Below are 16,882 nucleotides of genomic sequence, written 5' to 3'. Positions count from 1 at the left end.
CTCCTCACGTGCGTTTCGCGTAGTTCGTCTCGACCCACTTGCGGTACTCGCCCGATGCGACCTCATCGGCCCACACCTGGTTGTCGAGATACCAGTCGACCGTCTTCGCCAGGCCGGTCTCGAACGTTTCCGCAGGCTTCCAGCCGAGTTCGCGTTCGAGCTTGCGCGCATCGATCGCGTAGCGGCGATCGTGGCCGGGCCGGTCGGTCACATAGGTGATCTGGTCACGGTACGAACCCGCTGCCTTCGGGCGCGCCTTGTCGAGCAGGTCGCACAGCGTATGCACGACTTCGAGGTTCTTCTTCTCGTTCCAGCCGCCGACGTTGTACGTCTCGCCCGGTACGCCACGCGCGAGCACTTCGCGGATCGCGCTGCAGTGGTCGCCGACGTACAGCCAGTCGCGCACGTTCTGGCCGTCGCCATACACCGGCAGCGGCTTGCCCGCGAGCGCGTTCGCGATCATCAGCGGGATCAGCTTTTCCGGGAACTGGTACGGGCCGTAGTTGTTCGAACAGTTCGTCGTCAGCACCGGCAGGCCATACGTATGATGGTACGCGCGCACCAGGTGGTCGGAGCCCGCCTTCGTCGCGGAATACGGGCTGTTCGGCGCGTACGGTGTCGTCTCGGAGAATTGCGGGTCGGTGGCCGACAGCGAACCGAACACCTCGTCGGTCGACACGTGCAGGAAACGGAACGCGGCCTTGTCGGCGTCGTTCAGACCGTTCCAGTACTGGCGGGTGGCCTCGAGCAGCGTGAACGTGCCGACGACGTTGGTCTGCACGAAGTCCGCGGGACCGTGGATCGAGCGATCGACATGGCTTTCCGCGGCGAAGTGCAGCACCGCGCGGGGCTTGTGCTCGGCCAGGAGGGCGTCCAGCGCGTCACGGTCGCAGATGTCGACGCGCACGAACACGTGCTTCGGGTTTCCGTCCAGCGACTGCAGCGTGCGCAGGTTCCCTGCGTACGTCAGCTTGTCGACGTTGAGCACGGCTTCGTCGGATGCGCGCAGCCAGTCGAGTACAAAATTGGCACCGATAAAACCCGCGCCGCCCGTAACCAGGATCATGAGGCTCCCTCAATTAGTGTGCGGCAGACGCCATCAGGCGCCTGCCACCTCAGATTCGCAAATGCTAGTAGCTTGTGATTGCCACGTCCAACCGGGAATTTTAACCGGTCGACATGGCCTCCAAAGTCATGAAATGCTAATTTTGTTGGGGAAAGCGACAATTATAGGTAGCCGCCCCCTGCAAAAGCCATGCCGCTAACAACTTGATACAGCGCTTCGAACCCTTTCCGGGCATGAAATTTCTTGCCAAATCAACGCACGGTTGCGGAACACAAATTGCGCAACACTGCAGTGACTGGATAATTTTTCCCGTGTTCTCGATACTCGCGAAATCCCCTGCCCCATGACTCCCCCCCCCATCGCCATCGGCGACATCCAAGGCTGTCACACCGCTTTCCAGGCGCTGTACGAAAAGCTTTCGCCCCCCACCGACACGCCCGTCTGGATCGCCGGCGACGTCGTCAACCGCGGCCCCGGCTCCCTCGCCGCGCTGCGCGCGGTCGTCGATCTCGGCCCGCGCGCGACCGTCGTGCTCGGCAATCACGACCTCCACCTGCTCGCGGTCTCCGCCGGGCTGCGCACCGAGCGCCCGGGCGACACGATCGGCGAGATCCTCGACGCGCCCGACGCCGACGCGCTGCTCGACTGGGTCCGCCATCGCCCGTTCGTGCATGTCGAAGACGGAAAGTTGCTCGTACACGCCGGCGTGTTGCCGCAATGGGACGCCACGCTCGCGCTTGAACTCGCGGACGAACTGCAGCGCGCGCTGCGTGCCCCCGATTGGCGCGACACGCTGCAAGGCCTGTACGGCAACGAGCCGAATCAATGGACGCCGAACCTGAAAAAACGCGACCGGATGCGCGTCGCATTCAACGCGTTCACGCGCCTGCGCTTCTGCACGCCCGACGGCGCGATGGAATTCAAGGCGAACGGCGGCCCCGACAGCGCGCCGCCCGGCTACCTGCCGTGGTTCGACGTGCCGGGGCGCCGCACCGAGGACGTGACGGTCGTGTTCGGGCACTGGGCCGCGCTCGGCCTGATGTTGCGCGACAACCTCGTCGCGCTCGATTCAGGTTGCGTATGGGGAAATCAGTTGTCGGCCGTGCGGCTCGCGGCCGACCCGGCGCAGCGCACGGTCACGCAGGTGCAGTGCGAAGCGTGCCGTTCGCCGGGCGGCGAATGACGGCACACTGATTCGCCCGCCCCGGCCGGCCGCGCATCAGCCCTCGCGCCCCGGCACCGGCGCATCGGCTGCCGCGTCGCCCGTCGCACCGGCGCCGAGCTCGGTCGCCGGATACGCATGCTTCTGCAGCTCGGCGAGCGACTCGGCCGTCGGCTTGCCGACCCTCTCCTGCAGCGTCGCCAGTGCGGCCGCGATCGCGTCGCGCGCCGCCGCGGACGTCGCCCGCCGGTCACCGCCCGGCGCGATCGGTTCGCATACGTACAGATGCGCGACGAGCGGGCCGCCGCGCAACACCATGTCGAGCGACGTGCCGAGCGACAGATCGCCCGTGTAGGCCGGCGCGACCGACTGCCGCCCGTGCGCGTCCTCGTACATCAGGCAGATCGGCTGCACCGCGCAGCCGGCCGATACCGCGGCCTGGAACAGGTTCGCATGGAACGGCAGCAGATCCTGGCCATCGGACGTCGTCCCTTCCGGAAACACGCACATCAGCCCGCCGGTGCGCAGGCGCTCGGCCATCTCGTGCATGATCCGCATCGCCTCGGTACGCTTCTCGCGCTGCAGGAACACGGTGTCGAGCTTCTCGGCGAGCCAGCCGACGACCGGCCACTGCCGCACCTCGGCCTTCGACACGAACGGCGTCGGCCGCCACGCGTTGACCGCATAGATGTCGAGCCACGACACGTGGTTGCCCACGACGAGCGCGCTCGCGTCGAGCCGCGCGCCGTCGTTGTGGACGACGAGGCGCATCCCGCAGATCCGCAGCAGCTTGAGCGACCAGCGGCGTATCAGCTCTGCGCGGCGCGCGGGCGTGACGTGCGAAAAACACAGCGCGACGATCACCATGCCGCGCAACAGGTGAAAGGCGAGACGCAGCTTGCGAAAGGCGATCATGGCGAAGGTCCCGCGTGGTTCAGTGGCGCTCGAACGCGACCTGTCCGGCCACGAGCGTGGTACGCACGGTGGCCGGCAGTTCGTAGCCGAGGAACGGCGAATTGTGGCCCTGGCTCTTCAGCGCACGCGGCTCGACGCGCCAGTGCGCGCGCGGATCGAACACGCACAGGTCGGCCGCGCCGCCTTCGGCGAGGCGCCCGGCCGGCAGCTGCAGCACGTCGGCCGGCGCGGACGTGATGCGGCGCAGCGCCTGCGCGAGCGGCGTGCGCGTCTCGTCCGCCCACTTCAGCGTCAGCGACAGCAGCAGTTCGAGCCCCGTCGCGCCCGGCGTCGCTTCACCGAACGGCAACAGCTTCTCGTCGTCGTCGACCGGCGTGTGATCCGAGCAGATCGCATCGATCGTGCCGTCGGCGAGCGCCACGCGAATCGCTTCGCGATCGCGCTCGCTGCGCAGAGGCGGATCGAGCCGGAACTGCGAATCGAAGTAGCCGATATCGACGTCGATCAGATGGACGTGGTTCACGCCGACGTCGCAGGTCACGGGCAGCCCCTCGGCCTTCGCTTCACGCACGAGCGCGAGCCCGGCCGCCGACGACAGCCGCGCGAGGTGCACGCGTGCGCCCGTCACGCGCATCAGTTCGAAAATCGTGTGGAGTGCGATCGTCTCGGCCGCGACCGGCACGCCGGACAGCCCGAGCCGCGACGCGAGCGCGCCGCTCGCGGCCACGCCGCCGCGGCCGATGAACGCGTCGAGCGGGCGCAGCCACGTCGTGTAGCCGTAGGTGCTCGCGTACTGCAGCGCGCGCAGCAGCACCTGCGTGTCGCGCACCGGCACGTTGGCATGCGTGAAACCGACGCAGCCGGATTCGGTCAGCGCGACCATCTCGGTGATCACCTCGCCCTTGAGGCCGACCGTCAGCGCGCCAAGGGGATGCACGTTGGCCTGGCGAAGATTGCGTGCGCGGAACTTGAGCATTTCGACGAGGCCCGGCTCGTCGAGCACGGGATCGGTGTCCGGTGGGCACACGAGGGTCGTGACGCCGCCCGCGACGGCCGCGGCCATCTCGGACGCGAGCGTCGCCTTGTGTTCGTAGCCCGGCTCGCGCAGCCGCGCGCACAGGTCGACGAGGCCGGGCGCGACGATCAGGCCCGACGCGTCGATCGTCTGGTCCACGTTGAAACCGGCGGGCGCGCTGCCCAGCGCGGCGATCTTGCCGTCCGCGACGAATACGTCGGCCTGCCCTTCGGTGCCGGCGACCGGGTCGATCAGCGTGCCGCCTTTGATATGAATCTTCATGCGCTGTCTGTGAATGCGTTGATTGCGTTGAATGCCTGAACGAGGAGGCGCGAAAGCGGGCTCAGTCGCTGTTGCCGGCGACGATGCCCATCACCGCCATCCGCACGGCGATGCCGAACGTGACCTGGTTGAGGATCACCGATTGCGGACCGTCGGCGACCTGCGAATCGATTTCGACGCCGCGGTTCATCGGCCCCGGATGCATCACGATCGCGTCGGGCGCGGCGAGCGCGAGGCGCTCGGGCGTCAGGCCCCACGTCTTGAAGTACTCCTGCGCGGACGGCAGCAGCGCGCCGCTCATCCGTTCGTTCTGCAGACGCAGCATGATGATCACGTCGACGCCCTTCAGCCCCTCGTCGAGGTTGTGGAACACCTTCACGCCCATCTGCTCGAGACCGCCCGGCAGCAGCGTGCGCGGGCCGATCGCTCGCACTTCCGGCACGCCGAGCGTGGTGAGCGCGTGGATGTCGGAGCGCGCGACGCGCGAATGCAGGATGTCGCCGACGATCGCCACGCGCAGCTTCGTGAAGTCGCGCTTGTAGTGACGGATCGTGTACATGTCGAGCAGGCCCTGCGTCGGGTGCGCATGACGGCCGTCGCCGGCGTTGATCACGTGCACGTGCGGCGCGCAGTGCTCGGCGATCAGGTACGGCGCGCCGCTCGACGCGTGGCGCACGACGAACAGGTCGGCATGCATCGCCGACAGGTTGTTGATCGTGTCGAGCAGCGATTCGCCCTTGCTCGTCGACGACGCGTTGATGTTCAGGTTCAGCACGTCGGCCGACAGGCGCGTCGCGGCAATCTCGAAGGTCGTGCGGGTGCGCGTCGAGTTCTCGAAGAACAGATTGAACACGGACTTGCCGCGCAGCAGCGGCACCTTTTTCACTTCACGGTCCGTCACGCTGACGAACTGCTCGGCGGTATCGAGGATGTGATTGACGATCGAGCGCGACAGGCCCTCGATCGACAGCAGGTGCTTCAGCTCGCCGTTTTTCGTGAGCTGCGGGTTGCCCTTCAGGAAACCGTAGCGAAACCGGTCGGGGCTCGCGGCCGCCGCGGGATTGCCGGTGCGGCCAGTGGTGTCGGTGGTCATGGTGTGCGTGATTCCAACTATGCAAACGGGCCGCGGTGCAAACCAGCGGCCCGGGATACGGTTCGCGTGCCGTTCAGGCGCCGTGCGACTCGCTCTGGGCCTCGAGACGCAGCGTGAATCGCGCATCGTCGCGCGCGAGCACGAGCGTCGCGTCGGCCGGCACGTCGAGCGTGCCGCCCGCGAAGCGCGCGGCGACCGGCAGCTCGCGGCCGCTGCGATCGGCGAGCACCGCGAGCTCGACCGCGGCCGGACGGCCGTAGTCGAACAGCTCGTTGAGCGCCGCGCGCACGGTGCGCCCGGTGTACAGCACGTCGTCGACGAGCACGATGCGCGCGCCGTCGATCTCGAACGGCAGCGACGTCGGGCTCGCCTGGCTGTGCAGCCCCTTCTTCGCGTAATCGTCGCGATGCAGCGCGACGTTGACGACGCCGAACGCCGGTGCGCCGAGATCGCGCGCGAGGCGCTCGGCGAGCCACGCGCCGCCGCTGTAAATGCCGGCGAGCCGCGGGCCGCCCGGTTCGGCGAACGCCGTGCCGTACGCGGCGCGGATCTGGTCGAGCAGGACGCGGTAAAGCGCCTCGGCGTCAATGGTGCTCATGGTCGGACAATTGATCGAGATACTGTTGAAGAATGACGCGCGCGGCTTCGGCATCGAGCATGTCGGTGCGAGCGCGGCCGCGCACGTTGCGCTCGCGCAGCCCGGCTTCCGCCTCGACCGACGAATAACGCTCGTCGACCCACGTGACGGGCAACCCGAAGCGGCCGTTCAGCTGGTTGCCGAAACGCTTCGCCTGCTGCGTCATGTCGTGCGGCGTGCCGTCCGGATGCATCGGCAGGCCCACGACGAGCGCATCCGGCCGCCATTCGGCCAGCAGGTCGCCGACCGCCTTGAAGCGGTGCTCGCGGTTCAGGTTCTGGATCACGACGAGCGCACGGGCCGAGCGCGTCAGCGCGTTGCCAATCGCGACGCCGATCCGTTTTTCGCCGTAGTCGAACGCCAGGAGCGTCGCATCGCGCGCGCTCGCGCCACTCATGCGTGCCCTGCCTCGCCGGACAGCATCGACGAACTGACGCCGAGCAGGCCGAGCGCGGCTTCGAAGCGCTCTTCGGCCGGCGTGTCGAACACGATGCGCGGATCGGCGGCGACGGTCAGCCAGCCGTTGCGGGCAATTTCTTCCTCGAGCTGCCCGGCGCCCCAGCCTGCATGGCCGAGCGTGAGCAGGAAGCGCTTCGGGCCGGTGCCCGTCGCGACCGCCTCGAGCACGTCCTTCGACGTCGTCATCTCGAGCCCGCCGTCGACGGACATCGACGAGTTGTAGCTCGCGCCCTCGACCGGCTCGTGCAGCACGAAGCCGCGCTCGGTCTGGACCGGACCGCCGAAGTACACCGGAATGTGCAGCAGCGGCTCGATGTCGAGCTTCAGGTCGATGCGGTTGAACAGCGATTCGAGATCGATGTCGGTCGGACGATTGATGACGAGGCCGAGCGCACCGCGCTCGCTGTGATCGCAAAGATAGACCACCGTTCCCGAGAACGTCGGATCGGCCATGTTCGGCATGGCGATCAGGAACTGGTTGGTGAGATTGATGCGATCGGAAGGCTTTGACATGGTTTGAATTTTAGCAAAGACGCCGCGACCTGACCGGGCCGCGATCAACAAGCAACGCCGCGCCACGCTGGCAACGGCGCGCGCGGATCACACGGCACTCTAACACGCGCGCGGGCGCTGTCGGCAGCGTGTTGCAGGCCCGCGCGGCAAGGGCTGCCGTCGGGTGTCCGTCCCCTTGTTCGTCAGGTCCGGCCGAGCGCCGTGCCGAGCGCTTCGGACGCCGCAGTAAGATCCGGCGGCGCGACGCCGGCCGCGATCTTCAGAAGCGCCGCGCGCAGCATGTCGGACGCGTGGCGGTGCGCATCGAGGCCGCCGTCGGCGAGCGGCACGCCGTGCGCCGCGCGGCGCCATGCCAGACCGAGCGTGTCGGCCAGCAGCGCCGCGTGACCGAGCCCGAGCGCGCACGCGGCCGTGCCGACCCGGTAGGCGGCGGCGGACGCATGCCACGCGGCGCCCGGGTCGGCCGCGGCCGGGTTGGCCGCAAGGTCGGCCATCGATGCATCGGCAGTCTGCAGGAAATCCTCATAGGCATGCGCGTTGACGGTCACGACGCCGAGCGCGCGGGTCGGCGCGGCGGTGACCGCCTCGTGCTCGGCCCGCGCGGCATCGGCCTCCCACAAGGCTTCGGAGGCTGGCGTGCCGGCCACGTGCCAGTCGACCGTCAACCCGTAGTCGTGCAGCACGTCGACGAGCGCGACGTCCTCGGCCGCGGCGCCGAACAGCGCGAAATCGCGCCACAGCAGCGCCACCGTCTCGCGCACCAGTTCGGGCGGCGCGCTGCGCCGGCCCTGCGCGTGTTCGCCGAGCAGCAGGTTGGTCCGCGCGAGAAAGCGCTTCAGCTCGGGCGCGCCGCTTGCGCGCAGCGCGCGCACGCACGCGGCCGCGAGCCGCCAGAAATCGTACGGCCCGTCGTCAGTGAGCGCGGCCAGCATCGCGTCGAGTTCGTCGAGCGCCGCGCCCGGCGCGCCGTGTTCGGCACGCAGTACGCCGAGCAGCGCCTGCTCGTAGCGGGCACGAATCCGGATCGCGAACGCATCGGGCAGCGCGCGCAGCGTGGCAGGCGGCACCGCGCGGCCGACCAGCGCGAGCGCATCGAGCGGCGCGCTCGTGCGCAGGTCGGCGACGCTTTGCGCGCGCAATGCACGGAAATGCTGGAAGAGAACGGGCGAGCACGCAAGCTCGCGCAGGTTGTGACGGCCGACCGCCGCACGGAAATCGCGCAGCGCGGCACGCCAGCCGGCCGAGGTCGGCTCGGTGGCGAGGAGCGGCACGGTGGCCGACAGTTGTCCGGCGAACCGCGCGGCCGGTAGCCAGCCGGCTTCCGCCAGCACCGCCGCGGCCGCGGAAAGCGGCGCCGCTGCATCGTCGCGCCGCTCGAATGCGTCGGCGGCCGCCGCCAGCCATGCGTCGGCCGCGCGCACGGCCCCGCCACGCGGGTTGGGCAATGCGTCAGGGTAGGGAACGTTCGCCGGATCGGACGTCATGGACACGCGCGCCTGTCATCGTCAAGTCGCTCGCGCGAGCCGCGGCGCGCGAGCGCCGGGCCGGTGCGAGGCCTGAGCGGAGTGTCCGTGGGCGCGGAGCCCGGTCAGATCTGGACCATCTCGAAGTCTTCCTTGCGGGCGCCGCATTCGGGACACGTCCAGTTGATCGGGACGTCTTCCCAGCGCGTGCCCGGGGCAATGCCCTCTTCCGGCAGCCCGGCTTCTTCGTCGTAAATCCAGCCACAAATCAGGCACATCCAGCTCTTGTATTCCATCTTAAGCCGCGTCGGGGAAAAGTCGGTAAATTCGGGAGCCATGATGGTACCGTGTCGGGGCCGGACTGCCTAGCAATCGCGCTGGAGGACGGCGCCTACGTTGCGCTGCGCTAAAAAATCCGTCGTACCGGCCGGATTCCACCGCATAATGGTTGAAAAGTGCGGCCTGCCGGGCAACACAGGGCCGACCCCGCCCATTCGCCTCGCCGTCCGCATGTCCGTCGCTCGTCCGTTTTTCTCTTGCCCCATTTTTACATGTCCAGCAACGCCCCTCCGATCGTCCTCACCTTCGGCCTGTCCGATCCCACCGGCGGCTCCGGCCTCCAAGCCGATCTGATGACCCTGGCGAGCATGGGCTGTCACGGCGTGTCCGTCCTGACCGGCTATACCGTGCGCGACTCGGCCGCCTGCGATGAAGTCACCGGCCTCGACCCCGATGTCGTCGCCGCGCAGGCGCGCATGCTGCTCGAAGACATGCCGGTTGCCGCGTTCAAGATCGGCGCGGCGACGCGCGCGGAAGTCGTCAGCGCGATCGCCGAAGTCGTCGCCGACTACGACGGCGTGCCGCTCGTGCTCGCGCCGGACTTCACGCTCGACGACGAACACGTGCTCGCCGCCGACGACCTGCGCGAATCGATCGCCGACCTGCTGGCGCCGCAAACCACGTTGCTGGTCGCCGACCACGCGACGCTGATCGCGCTCGCGCAACCGGACGGCGATGCCGAGGCGCCGAATCTCGACGCGGCCGTGTCGCATCTGCTGTCGCAGGGCTGCGAATACATCCTGTCGTCGGAAACCGGTTCGCACCGGCTCGTCAATACGCTGTACGGCGAGGAAGGCCAGCTTCGCGAAGACATGTGGGATCGCTCGCCGCACCGGCTGATGGGCATCACCGATACGCTCGGCGCGGCCATCGCGGCGCTGCTCGCGAACGGTCAGGAGCCGCCCGAAGCCGTGCGCGAGGCACAGGAATACCTGTATCAGGCCGTGCGCGACGCGTTCCGGCCCGGCATGGGCGCGTACCTGCCTGACCGGTTCTTCTGGGCGCGCAGCAATGACGACTCCGACACGCCGCCGGCCGTGAAGGCCGATCTGGTGCCGAGGACGTCGCATCGGCATTGAGTTGCGCGCGGCGGGCAGGTCCCGCCGCCGCGAACGGCATGCCGAATTCCACGTGCAAATAAAAAAAGACCCGCATCGCTGCGGGTCTTTTCTTTTGGCTGGAACGCGCATCGCTGCGCGCTCCGGACACCATCGACCGAAGTCGATTACATGTCCATGCCCATGCCGCCCATGCCGCCCGGCATGCCGCCCGGCATCGGTGCGTCTTCCTTCGGCAATTCTGCGACAGCTGCGTCCGTCGTCAGCAGCAGGCCAGCAACCGAAGCTGCGTTCTGCAGTGCGGTGCGCGTGACCTTGGTCGGGTCGACGACGCCGGCTTCAACCATGTCGACGTACTCGCCCGTTGCTGCGTTGTAGCCGTAGTTGCCCTTGCCTGCAGCAACTGCCGCCACCACGACGCTGGCTTCTTCGCCGCCGTTCGTGACGATCTGGCGCAGCGGCTCTTCCATTGCGCGCAGCACGATCTTGATGCCGGCGTTCTGGTCGGCGTTCGCGCCGGTCAGGCCTGCGATCGCGGTACGAGCGCGGATCAGCGCGACGCCGCCGCCTGCCACGATGCCTTCTTCCACAGCTGCGCGGGTTGCGTGCAGTGCGTCTTCGACACGTGCCTTCTTTTCCTTCATTTCGACTTCGGTCGCAGCACCGACCTTGATCACTGCAACGCCGCCTGCCAGCTTGGCCACGCGCTCTTGCAGCTTTTCACGGTCGTAGTCCGACGTCGCTTCTTCGATTTGCGCGCGCACTTGCTTCACGCGTGCTTCGATGTTCACGGCTTCGCCTGCGCCGTCGATGATCGTCGTGTTTTCCTTGCCCACTTCGATACGCTTCGCCTGGCCCAGTTCTGCCAGCGTTGCCTTCTCGAGCGTCAGGCCAGTTTCTTCCGCGACGACTTGACCGCCGGTCAGGATCGCGATGTCTTCCAGCATCGCCTTGCGACGATCGCCGAAGCCCGGCGCCTTGACCGCAACGGTCTTCAGGATGCCGCGGATGTTGTTGACGACCAGCGTCGCGAGTGCTTCGCCTTCGACGTCTTCTGCGATGATCAGCAGCGGACGGCCAGCCTTCGCGACTTGCTCGAGCACCGGCAGCAGATCACGGATGTTCGACACCTTCTTGTCGTGCAGCAGCACGAACGGGTTGTCGAGGACGGCGACTTGCTTGTCCGGGTTGTTGATGAAGTACGGCGACAGGTAGCCGCGGTCGAATTGCATGCCTTCGACGACGTCGAGCTCGTCGGCCAGCGACTTGCCGTCTTCGACGGTGATCACGCCTTCCTTGCCGACCTTGTCCATCGCTTCAGCGATGCGATCGCCGATCGACGAATCGCTGTTCGCCGAGATCGAGCCGACCTGTGCGATTTCCTTGTTGGTCGTGCACGGCTTGCTGATCTTCTTCAGCTCTTCGACAGCCGCTGCGACTGCCTTGTCGATGCCGCGCTTCAGGTCCATCGGGTTCATGCCCGATGCGACGTACTTCATGCCTTCGCGAACAATCGATTGCGCGAGGACGGTTGCCGTCGTCGTGCCGTCGCCTGCGTTGTCGCTGGTCTTGGAAGCGACTTCCTTGACCATTTGCGCGCCCATGTTCTGGAGCTTGTCCTTCAGCTCGATTTCCTTCGCGACCGACACACCGTCCTTGGTGACCGTCGGGCCGCCGAAGCTGCGCTCGAGCACGACGTTGCGGCCCTTCGGACCCAGCGTGACCTTGACTGCGTTGGCGAGAATGTTCACGCCTTCGACCATCTTCGAACGGGCGGAATCGCCGAATACGACGTCTTTAGCTGCCATCTTCTAACTCCTTGAATTCTTGGGAATATGTACCGTCGGAGGACGCTTACTTGGCGTTGACCACGGCCATGATGTCTTCTTCGCGCATGACCAGCAGTTCCTGGCCGTCGACCTTCACGGTCTGACCTGCGTACTTGCCGAACAGGACACGATCGCCGACCTTCACGTCGAGTGCGATCGGTGCGCCCTTGTCGTCGCGCTTGCCCGGGCCGACCGCGAGGATCTCGCCTTGATCCGGCTTTTCAGCAGCAGCTTCGGGGATCACGATGCCCGAGGCGGTCTTGGTTTCCTGATCCAGGCGCTTGACGATCACGCGATCGTGCAAAGGACGAAGGTTCATATTCACTCCTCTCTTGACTGAGATTGAAGAACGCTTAGGGAATCTGCCCGGCTTATCGCCCGGCAGAGAATTGTTAGCACTCTCGTGCAGCGAGTGCTAATTATATGGACGGGTTTTGACAAATTCAAGAAGGGGAACCAGAGGAATTTTTGGGGCGGCGACGCGGCGGGAAAACCCACGAAAACAACCAAAAACCCTTTCAAAACAAAGCCATGACGTACGCAACCGCCCCGGCGGAAGGGCTCGAGCGGCCCGCGCCTGTCATCCAGCCCCGTTTGGACACCGGGTAAGCCCGGAGTTCCTGAGACCGATGACATCGCATCGAAAAAATCGTGCGGACGCCGATTTCGTCTGCCGCGACGTGCTCGTTCGCCGGCGTCGCCGGGCCGATTTCACGCGTCGGCGCAGTCCGCGTCCGGCAGCGGCCGGAAGGTCCGGCCCTCCGTCTCGACGGTCGTGGCCAGCCGCCGCGCGAGCCCCTTCGCGCCTTCGCGCATCACGACGTCGTGATTCCATCGGAACAGCGGCCGTGCCAGCGGCTCCAGCCAGTTCATCCAGCCATGCGTGCGGATGTGCCAGTCGTAGCGCACGACGGTGCGCGCGCCGGCAGCGGCGAACGACCAGCGTCCGTCGCCCTCGATCGCGCCGCTCGCATGGCCTTCGAGCACATGCGGCCGCTCGACGCGCCGCACGCGCATGTCGAAGGTCAGCCGGTACGGCAGCGCGCCCTTCCATGTATACCGGTGCAACGCGCCGACGCCGCGCGCGTCGCCCGGCTCGAGCTCGACGGTGCGCACGGCGCCCTTCCACCAGTCGGGCCAGCGGTCGACCTGATAGATCGCATCCCAGACCGCCGCGAGCGGCGCATCCACCCGCCAGGTCGTCGAAAACCGGTATTCCGCCATGCAGCCTCCGGCACGCGCGTTCGGGAACGCGGATCGGCGCACCGTCAGGGCGCGAAGAAACGCTCGGGAAACGCGACGTCGATCTCCACGTCGTCGAGCGTCACGGTTTCGAGCGGCACGTCGTCATCGTCCGCGTAGCTGACGACCTTCAGCGGAAAACCGTCCGCGGCGTCGAGCCACAACCGGTAACGATGCACGCCGTCGACCGCGTGCGCGGGCGCGCCCGTGACCAGCACGCGCTGCGCGGTCCGGCCACCGACGGTTTCCTCGCCTTCGATCACCGTCGCGCCGCCCTGTTGCAGCGCATGTACGTTGCGCAGCAGTTCGCCGACGTCCGAGCGGTCGACCCGGTGGCCGGCGCGATCGCGTACGAGCGGATTGGACGGCGACAGCGTCAGCGCGGGCGGCGCATGCGTGCCGAACGGACGCAGCCGCACCTTGCCGTCCCCGGGATCGTACGCGAGCACCGCACCGCGATGCGGCGACACGAAATCCATCCGGACGAAGCCCGGCTTCAGGTACGCATAACGAATCTCGGTGCGCTCGCCGTCGCGCGCCGACGAACGAATCGTCGCGCGGTACGAGCGGACGTGGTCGAAATGCGACTGTGCGACGGTCACGGGATCGGCTGTCATGCTCGCTCCTATCAGGCTCGCGGCCAGCAACGCGGCGATCACGGCGCCGCCTCGACATCGAGCACGCCTTCCATCCCGCGCTCGCGATGGCTGCGGAAAAACAGCAGCCGGTGCGTGCAATAGTAGGCGAACCGGCCCGGCTGCTGCGGCGTGAAACGAAACGTTCTCGGCGTGGTGCCGAGCTCGGTATGCACCGCGATGCCCGCCTGCGGCGGAGCGTCGATCTCGAAGCTGTGCGGCACCACGCCGGGCTCGGCCGATACGGTCAGCTCGACCGGCAGGTGCGCGCGGACGATCACGTGGTTCGGCCGGAAGAAATAGCTGCCGCCGACGATCGTCACGCGCTGCACGCCATCGGCATCGACCGGCACGCGCACGGGTGCATCGCCCTGCGCTCGCGCAAGCATCGTGCCCACGACGAACGCCGCCAGCACGAGTCCCTTCATCATCGCCGTCTTCATCGCCTGCTCCCTGCGGGCGCCGCGCGTCATCCCTTCCACGCGTCGGTCGGCCCGCCCAGCGCGCCGCATGCGTCGATCGCGAGTTCGCGCAGACGCCGTTCGTCGCCACGGCCGGACAGCGCATAACCCATGCCGCGATCCGACCAGAAATACGTGTAGCGGCCGTCGGCCGACATCGCCCGCGGCGCGAGGCGACGCGCATCGTATGCGGTCATGTACAGCGTCACGCGCGCGCCGTCCGCGCGCTGGTACATCAGCTGCGCGGCCGGCCCCGCGTCGCCGGGCAGCAACCGGCCGCCCAGCAGCGCATAACCGTATTCGTCGAACGACGGCGCGCGTACCGGCTGGCCAATGCGCGCCGAGAGCCACGCGGCGAGACGCTTGGGATCGGCCGCACCGACTTCCACCGGATGCTCGCGGTCAGCGGCGTACACGGCGTACGCGACATCGGCACGCGCGGCGAACGCCGGTTCGCGGCCGAACGCCGCCCAGCCCGCATGCAGCGCGACGCCGATCAGCAGCCCGGCCGCTAGCCCGGCGAACGCGTGGGCGATGGCGCGCCAGCGCGGCGCGCGGCGCTGCACGAACAACGCGGGCGCGGCGGCCGGCAACGGGAACAGTGCTTTCAGCGCATCGCGCTGAGCACGGTAATGCGCGAATCGTTCGGCTTCCTGCGGATCGGACTGCAGGCGCTCGAGCATCTCGCGCCGCTCGTGCCCGGACAGTTCGCCGTCCAGCAGCGCGGACAGCAGTTGCGCCGACGCATCGTCGTCCTGCTGGTTCGAAGGCTTGCGCGGATCGTCCATCATGGCTTCCCGATCACTCGTAACGTGGCCGTGCCGTGCGGCGACGGCGCGTCCGACAGCAACGCGCGCATCTGCGCACGCGCCCGCGCGAGCCGCGACATCACCGTGCCGACCGGCACGCCGAGCACTTGCGCGGCATCGCGATAGCTCAACTCCTCGAGCGCGATCAGCAACAGCACCTCGCGCCGCTCGACCGGCAGCCGGTACAGCGCGCGCTGCACGTCGCGCAACTCCAGGCCGCCGACCTCGCCGGCGGGGGCAGCCATCGTCTGCCACGGCGCCGTCGCGTCGTCGACCGCGATCTCGTGCCGCGCGCGCAACTGATCGATGAAGCGGTGCCGCAACAGCGTCAGCAACCATGCGCGCAGGTTGCCGCCGTCGCGCGGCGGCCGGTTCAGCGCACGCTCGAGCGTGTCCTGCACGAGATCGTCGGCCCACGCGCGCTCGCCCGTCAGCGCACGCGCATAGCGCGTGAGATGCGGAAGCCACACCAGCAGGTCCGACTCATAGCTCATCGGGATGCCTCGCGCGTCGCCGCGCGGTCACGGCCGTGCGACGTGCCACATGCCGCCGATTCCGTCGCCGCCCGCGTCGCCGGCCTTGTGGTCCATCTTCCAGCGATACAGCGGGCGGCCGCGGTACGCCCACTGCTTTTTGCCGTCGTCGCGGGCGACGAGGCTCAGCGCCCCCGACGCCTTGTCGTACGCGTCGGCGAGCGCGGGCGGCCAGTTGGCCGCGCACGTGCCGTCGCACATGCTCTTGCCCGGCGCATCGCGATCGAACACGTACAGCGTCATGTGCGCTTCGTCGACGAGTTTCCCGTCGGCGACCTGTGGCGGTTCCGCGGCCGCCGGCCGCACGATCGCCGCCGTCAGCGCGGCGGCGAAGAGCATCCGTTTCATTCCCGTTCTCCTTGACGTCGTGTCGCGACACGATGCCGCCGGACGGGACGATCGGCTGCGTCGCGATCATTATCCCGCCGGCCGGCGGTGCCGGAACTCGGTATGTAAACGGACAGGGATGGCCGGTTATTCCATGCCACGCCGCGACGCGCGGCGGCGATCATTCATGCGACGAAAGCGAGCGGAAGCCTGAAATGACAACGCGGCATGACATCGCTGTCATGCCGCGTTGCGCGCCCCCTGTTGCAGGGGCCGTATCGCGCGAGCGTCTCGCACGACGGCCGATACGGCGCCGTCGTGCGGGTTCGGCCGGTTACCTCGGCAATGCGCCGGTCAGCGACTGGAGCAGTGTCGTCACCGGTGCGAGCGGGTTGTTCGCCGAGCCGTTGCCCGAATGCGGCGTCACCGACAGGCCCGGTGCGGAACCGAGCACCGTGCCCACCGACGTGCCGGCCGCATTGACGACCGTCGCCGTCGAGTTGGCGCCCGTCGTCAGCAGCGAACCGACCGCGCCGGCCGTACCGCCGGCTGCATTCGCGCCCGCGCCGAGCAGGCTGCCGCCCGCCGCTGCCGTCGAACCGGCCGCCCCCGACAGCGCGCCGGCCGCCTGGCCGAGCGCCGCCGGACCGGACCCGAGTGCGCCCGTCACCGCACCGAGCGCACCGGTCAGCGCGCCGGCCGGGTTGCCGCCGCCCGTCAGGCCGCTCACGAGGTTCGTGATCGGGGCGATCGGGTTATTGCCGGCCGCACCGGACAGCGTGCCAACCACTTGGTTGACGACGCCTTGCACCGGCGCCAGCGGATTGGAGCCGCCGAGGTTGCCGAGGGCACCCGTCACCGAGTTCAGCGCGCCCGTCAGTGCACCGGCCGGATTGCCGCTGCCGAGCGTACCGACGACCTGGTTCACGACACCCTGCACCGGCGCCAGCGGGCTCGTGCCGCCCAGTGCGCCCAGTGCACCGGCCACCGAGCCGACCGCGTTGCCGAGAGCGCCCGTGGCCGTCCCGACCACGTTGCTCAGCG

Annotated in this window: 19 protein-coding genes and 1 pseudogene; 2 read left to right on the top strand and 18 right to left on the bottom strand. The window is 68.0% G+C overall.

All coding sequences use genetic code 11. The annotated features are described in order from the left end of the window. Positions 1-4: 4 nt before the first annotated feature. Positions 5-1,066: a dTDP-glucose 4,6-dehydratase gene (rfbB, locus tag AP428_RS01635; protein WP_011544741.1), complete on the bottom strand. Its 1,062-nt coding sequence runs from the start codon at positions 1,064-1,066 to the stop codon at positions 5-7. A 343-nt stretch (positions 1,067-1,409) separates the two neighbouring features. Between rfbB and AP428_RS01630 the strand changes: the two genes are divergently transcribed. Further along, positions 1,410-2,249, top strand: a complete 840-nt coding sequence (locus tag AP428_RS01630) for a symmetrical bis(5'-nucleosyl)-tetraphosphatase (RefSeq protein WP_054927447.1) — start codon at positions 1,410-1,412, stop codon at positions 2,247-2,249. Between the two features lie 36 nt (positions 2,250-2,285). Here AP428_RS01630 and AP428_RS01625 read toward each other — a convergent pair whose 3' ends face one another. From AP428_RS01625 to AP428_RS01590, 8 genes are all read right to left on the bottom strand, one after another. Further along, positions 2,286-3,143 carry a lysophospholipid acyltransferase family protein gene (locus tag AP428_RS01625; RefSeq protein ID WP_054927446.1) on the bottom strand — a complete coding sequence of 286 codons (858 nt, stop codon included), beginning with the start codon at positions 3,141-3,143 and terminating at the stop codon, positions 2,286-2,288. Positions 3,144-3,162: 19 nt separating this feature from the next. After that, a complete protein-coding gene (locus AP428_RS01620; RefSeq protein ID WP_054927445.1) occupies positions 3,163-4,440 on the bottom strand; it encodes a dihydroorotase in 1,278 nt (425 codons plus the stop codon). Between the two features lie 61 nt (positions 4,441-4,501). Next, positions 4,502-5,533, bottom strand: a complete 1,032-nt coding sequence (locus AP428_RS01615) for an aspartate carbamoyltransferase catalytic subunit (RefSeq protein ID WP_054927444.1) — start codon at positions 5,531-5,533, stop codon at positions 4,502-4,504. Between the two features lie 73 nt (positions 5,534-5,606). Further along, positions 5,607-6,131 (bottom strand): bifunctional pyr operon transcriptional regulator/uracil phosphoribosyltransferase PyrR, encoded by a 525-nt coding sequence (pyrR, locus tag AP428_RS01610; protein WP_054927443.1) that lies wholly within the window; start codon positions 6,129-6,131, stop codon positions 5,607-5,609. Further along, positions 6,118-6,567: a Holliday junction resolvase RuvX gene (gene ruvX, locus AP428_RS01605; RefSeq protein WP_006476737.1), complete on the bottom strand. Its 450-nt coding sequence runs from the start codon at positions 6,565-6,567 to the stop codon at positions 6,118-6,120. The genes pyrR and ruvX overlap by 14 nt, the downstream gene beginning before the upstream one ends. Further along, a complete protein-coding gene (locus AP428_RS01600) occupies positions 6,564-7,142 on the bottom strand; it encodes a YqgE/AlgH family protein (RefSeq protein WP_011544736.1) in 579 nt (192 codons plus the stop codon). Before AP428_RS01600 ends, ruvX begins: the two co-directional genes overlap by 4 nt. 182 nt (positions 7,143-7,324) lie before the next feature. Then, positions 7,325-8,626 carry a hypothetical protein gene (locus AP428_RS01595; RefSeq protein ID WP_054927442.1) on the bottom strand — a complete coding sequence of 434 codons (1,302 nt, stop codon included), beginning with the start codon at positions 8,624-8,626 and terminating at the stop codon, positions 7,325-7,327. A 104-nt stretch (positions 8,627-8,730) separates the two neighbouring features. Further along, complete coding sequence (locus tag AP428_RS01590; RefSeq protein WP_004186709.1) at positions 8,731-8,901, bottom strand: rubredoxin; 171 nt, start codon at positions 8,899-8,901, stop codon at positions 8,731-8,733. Between the two features lie 255 nt (positions 8,902-9,156). Here AP428_RS01590 and AP428_RS01585 point away from each other — a divergent pair, with 255 nt between their 5' ends. Further along, entirely contained in the window at positions 9,157-10,023 is an 867-nt protein-coding gene (locus tag AP428_RS01585) for a hydroxymethylpyrimidine/phosphomethylpyrimidine kinase (RefSeq protein WP_054927441.1), read from the top strand. Between the two features lie 146 nt (positions 10,024-10,169). On the opposite strand, the gene groL is transcribed toward AP428_RS01585, so the two are convergent. The 9 genes and pseudogenes from groL to AP428_RS37080 form a co-directional block, all read right to left on the bottom strand. Beyond that, a complete protein-coding gene (groL, locus tag AP428_RS01580) occupies positions 10,170-11,810 on the bottom strand; it encodes a chaperonin GroEL (RefSeq protein WP_006476740.1) in 1,641 nt (546 codons plus the stop codon). Positions 11,811-11,856: 46 nt separating this feature from the next. Then, on the bottom strand, positions 11,857-12,150 hold the full coding sequence (locus AP428_RS01575) for a co-chaperone GroES (RefSeq protein ID WP_011544732.1): 294 nt from the start codon (positions 12,148-12,150) through the stop codon (positions 11,857-11,859). 392 nt (positions 12,151-12,542) lie between these two features. Further along, positions 12,543-13,055, bottom strand: a complete 513-nt coding sequence (locus tag AP428_RS01570) for an SRPBCC family protein (RefSeq protein WP_011544731.1) — start codon at positions 13,053-13,055, stop codon at positions 12,543-12,545. Between the two features lie 44 nt (positions 13,056-13,099). Next, a complete protein-coding gene (locus AP428_RS01565; protein WP_054927440.1) occupies positions 13,100-13,732 on the bottom strand; it encodes a sigma-E factor regulatory protein RseB domain-containing protein in 633 nt (210 codons plus the stop codon). Continuing rightward, positions 13,729-14,151, bottom strand: a complete 423-nt coding sequence (locus AP428_RS01560) for a hypothetical protein (RefSeq protein WP_054927468.1) — start codon at positions 14,149-14,151, stop codon at positions 13,729-13,731. The genes AP428_RS01565 and AP428_RS01560 overlap by 4 nt, the downstream gene beginning before the upstream one ends. A 26-nt stretch (positions 14,152-14,177) precedes the next feature. Continuing rightward, positions 14,178-14,960, bottom strand: a complete 783-nt coding sequence (locus tag AP428_RS01555) for an anti-sigma factor (protein ID WP_054927439.1) — start codon at positions 14,958-14,960, stop codon at positions 14,178-14,180. Continuing rightward, positions 14,957-15,472 carry a sigma-70 family RNA polymerase sigma factor gene (locus tag AP428_RS01550; RefSeq protein ID WP_054927438.1) on the bottom strand — a complete coding sequence of 172 codons (516 nt, stop codon included), beginning with the start codon at positions 15,470-15,472 and terminating at the stop codon, positions 14,957-14,959. The genes AP428_RS01555 and AP428_RS01550 overlap by 4 nt, the downstream gene beginning before the upstream one ends. 27 nt (positions 15,473-15,499) lie before the next feature. Then, a complete protein-coding gene (locus tag AP428_RS01545; RefSeq protein ID WP_011544726.1) occupies positions 15,500-15,859 on the bottom strand; it encodes a hypothetical protein in 360 nt (119 codons plus the stop codon). A gap of 313 nt (positions 15,860-16,172) precedes the next feature. Further along, positions 16,173-16,882 (bottom strand): annotated as a pseudogene (locus AP428_RS37080) (hypothetical protein); the annotation flags it as partial.

This window comes from Burkholderia sp. E168m22, from assembly GCF_001319805.1.
In the GTDB taxonomy this organism is placed as follows: Bacteria; Pseudomonadota; Gammaproteobacteria; order Burkholderiales; family Burkholderiaceae; genus Burkholderia; species Burkholderia orbicola.
Note: the sequence above shows the minus strand (reverse complement) of the source record. Positions and strands in the feature narration are given on the sequence as shown.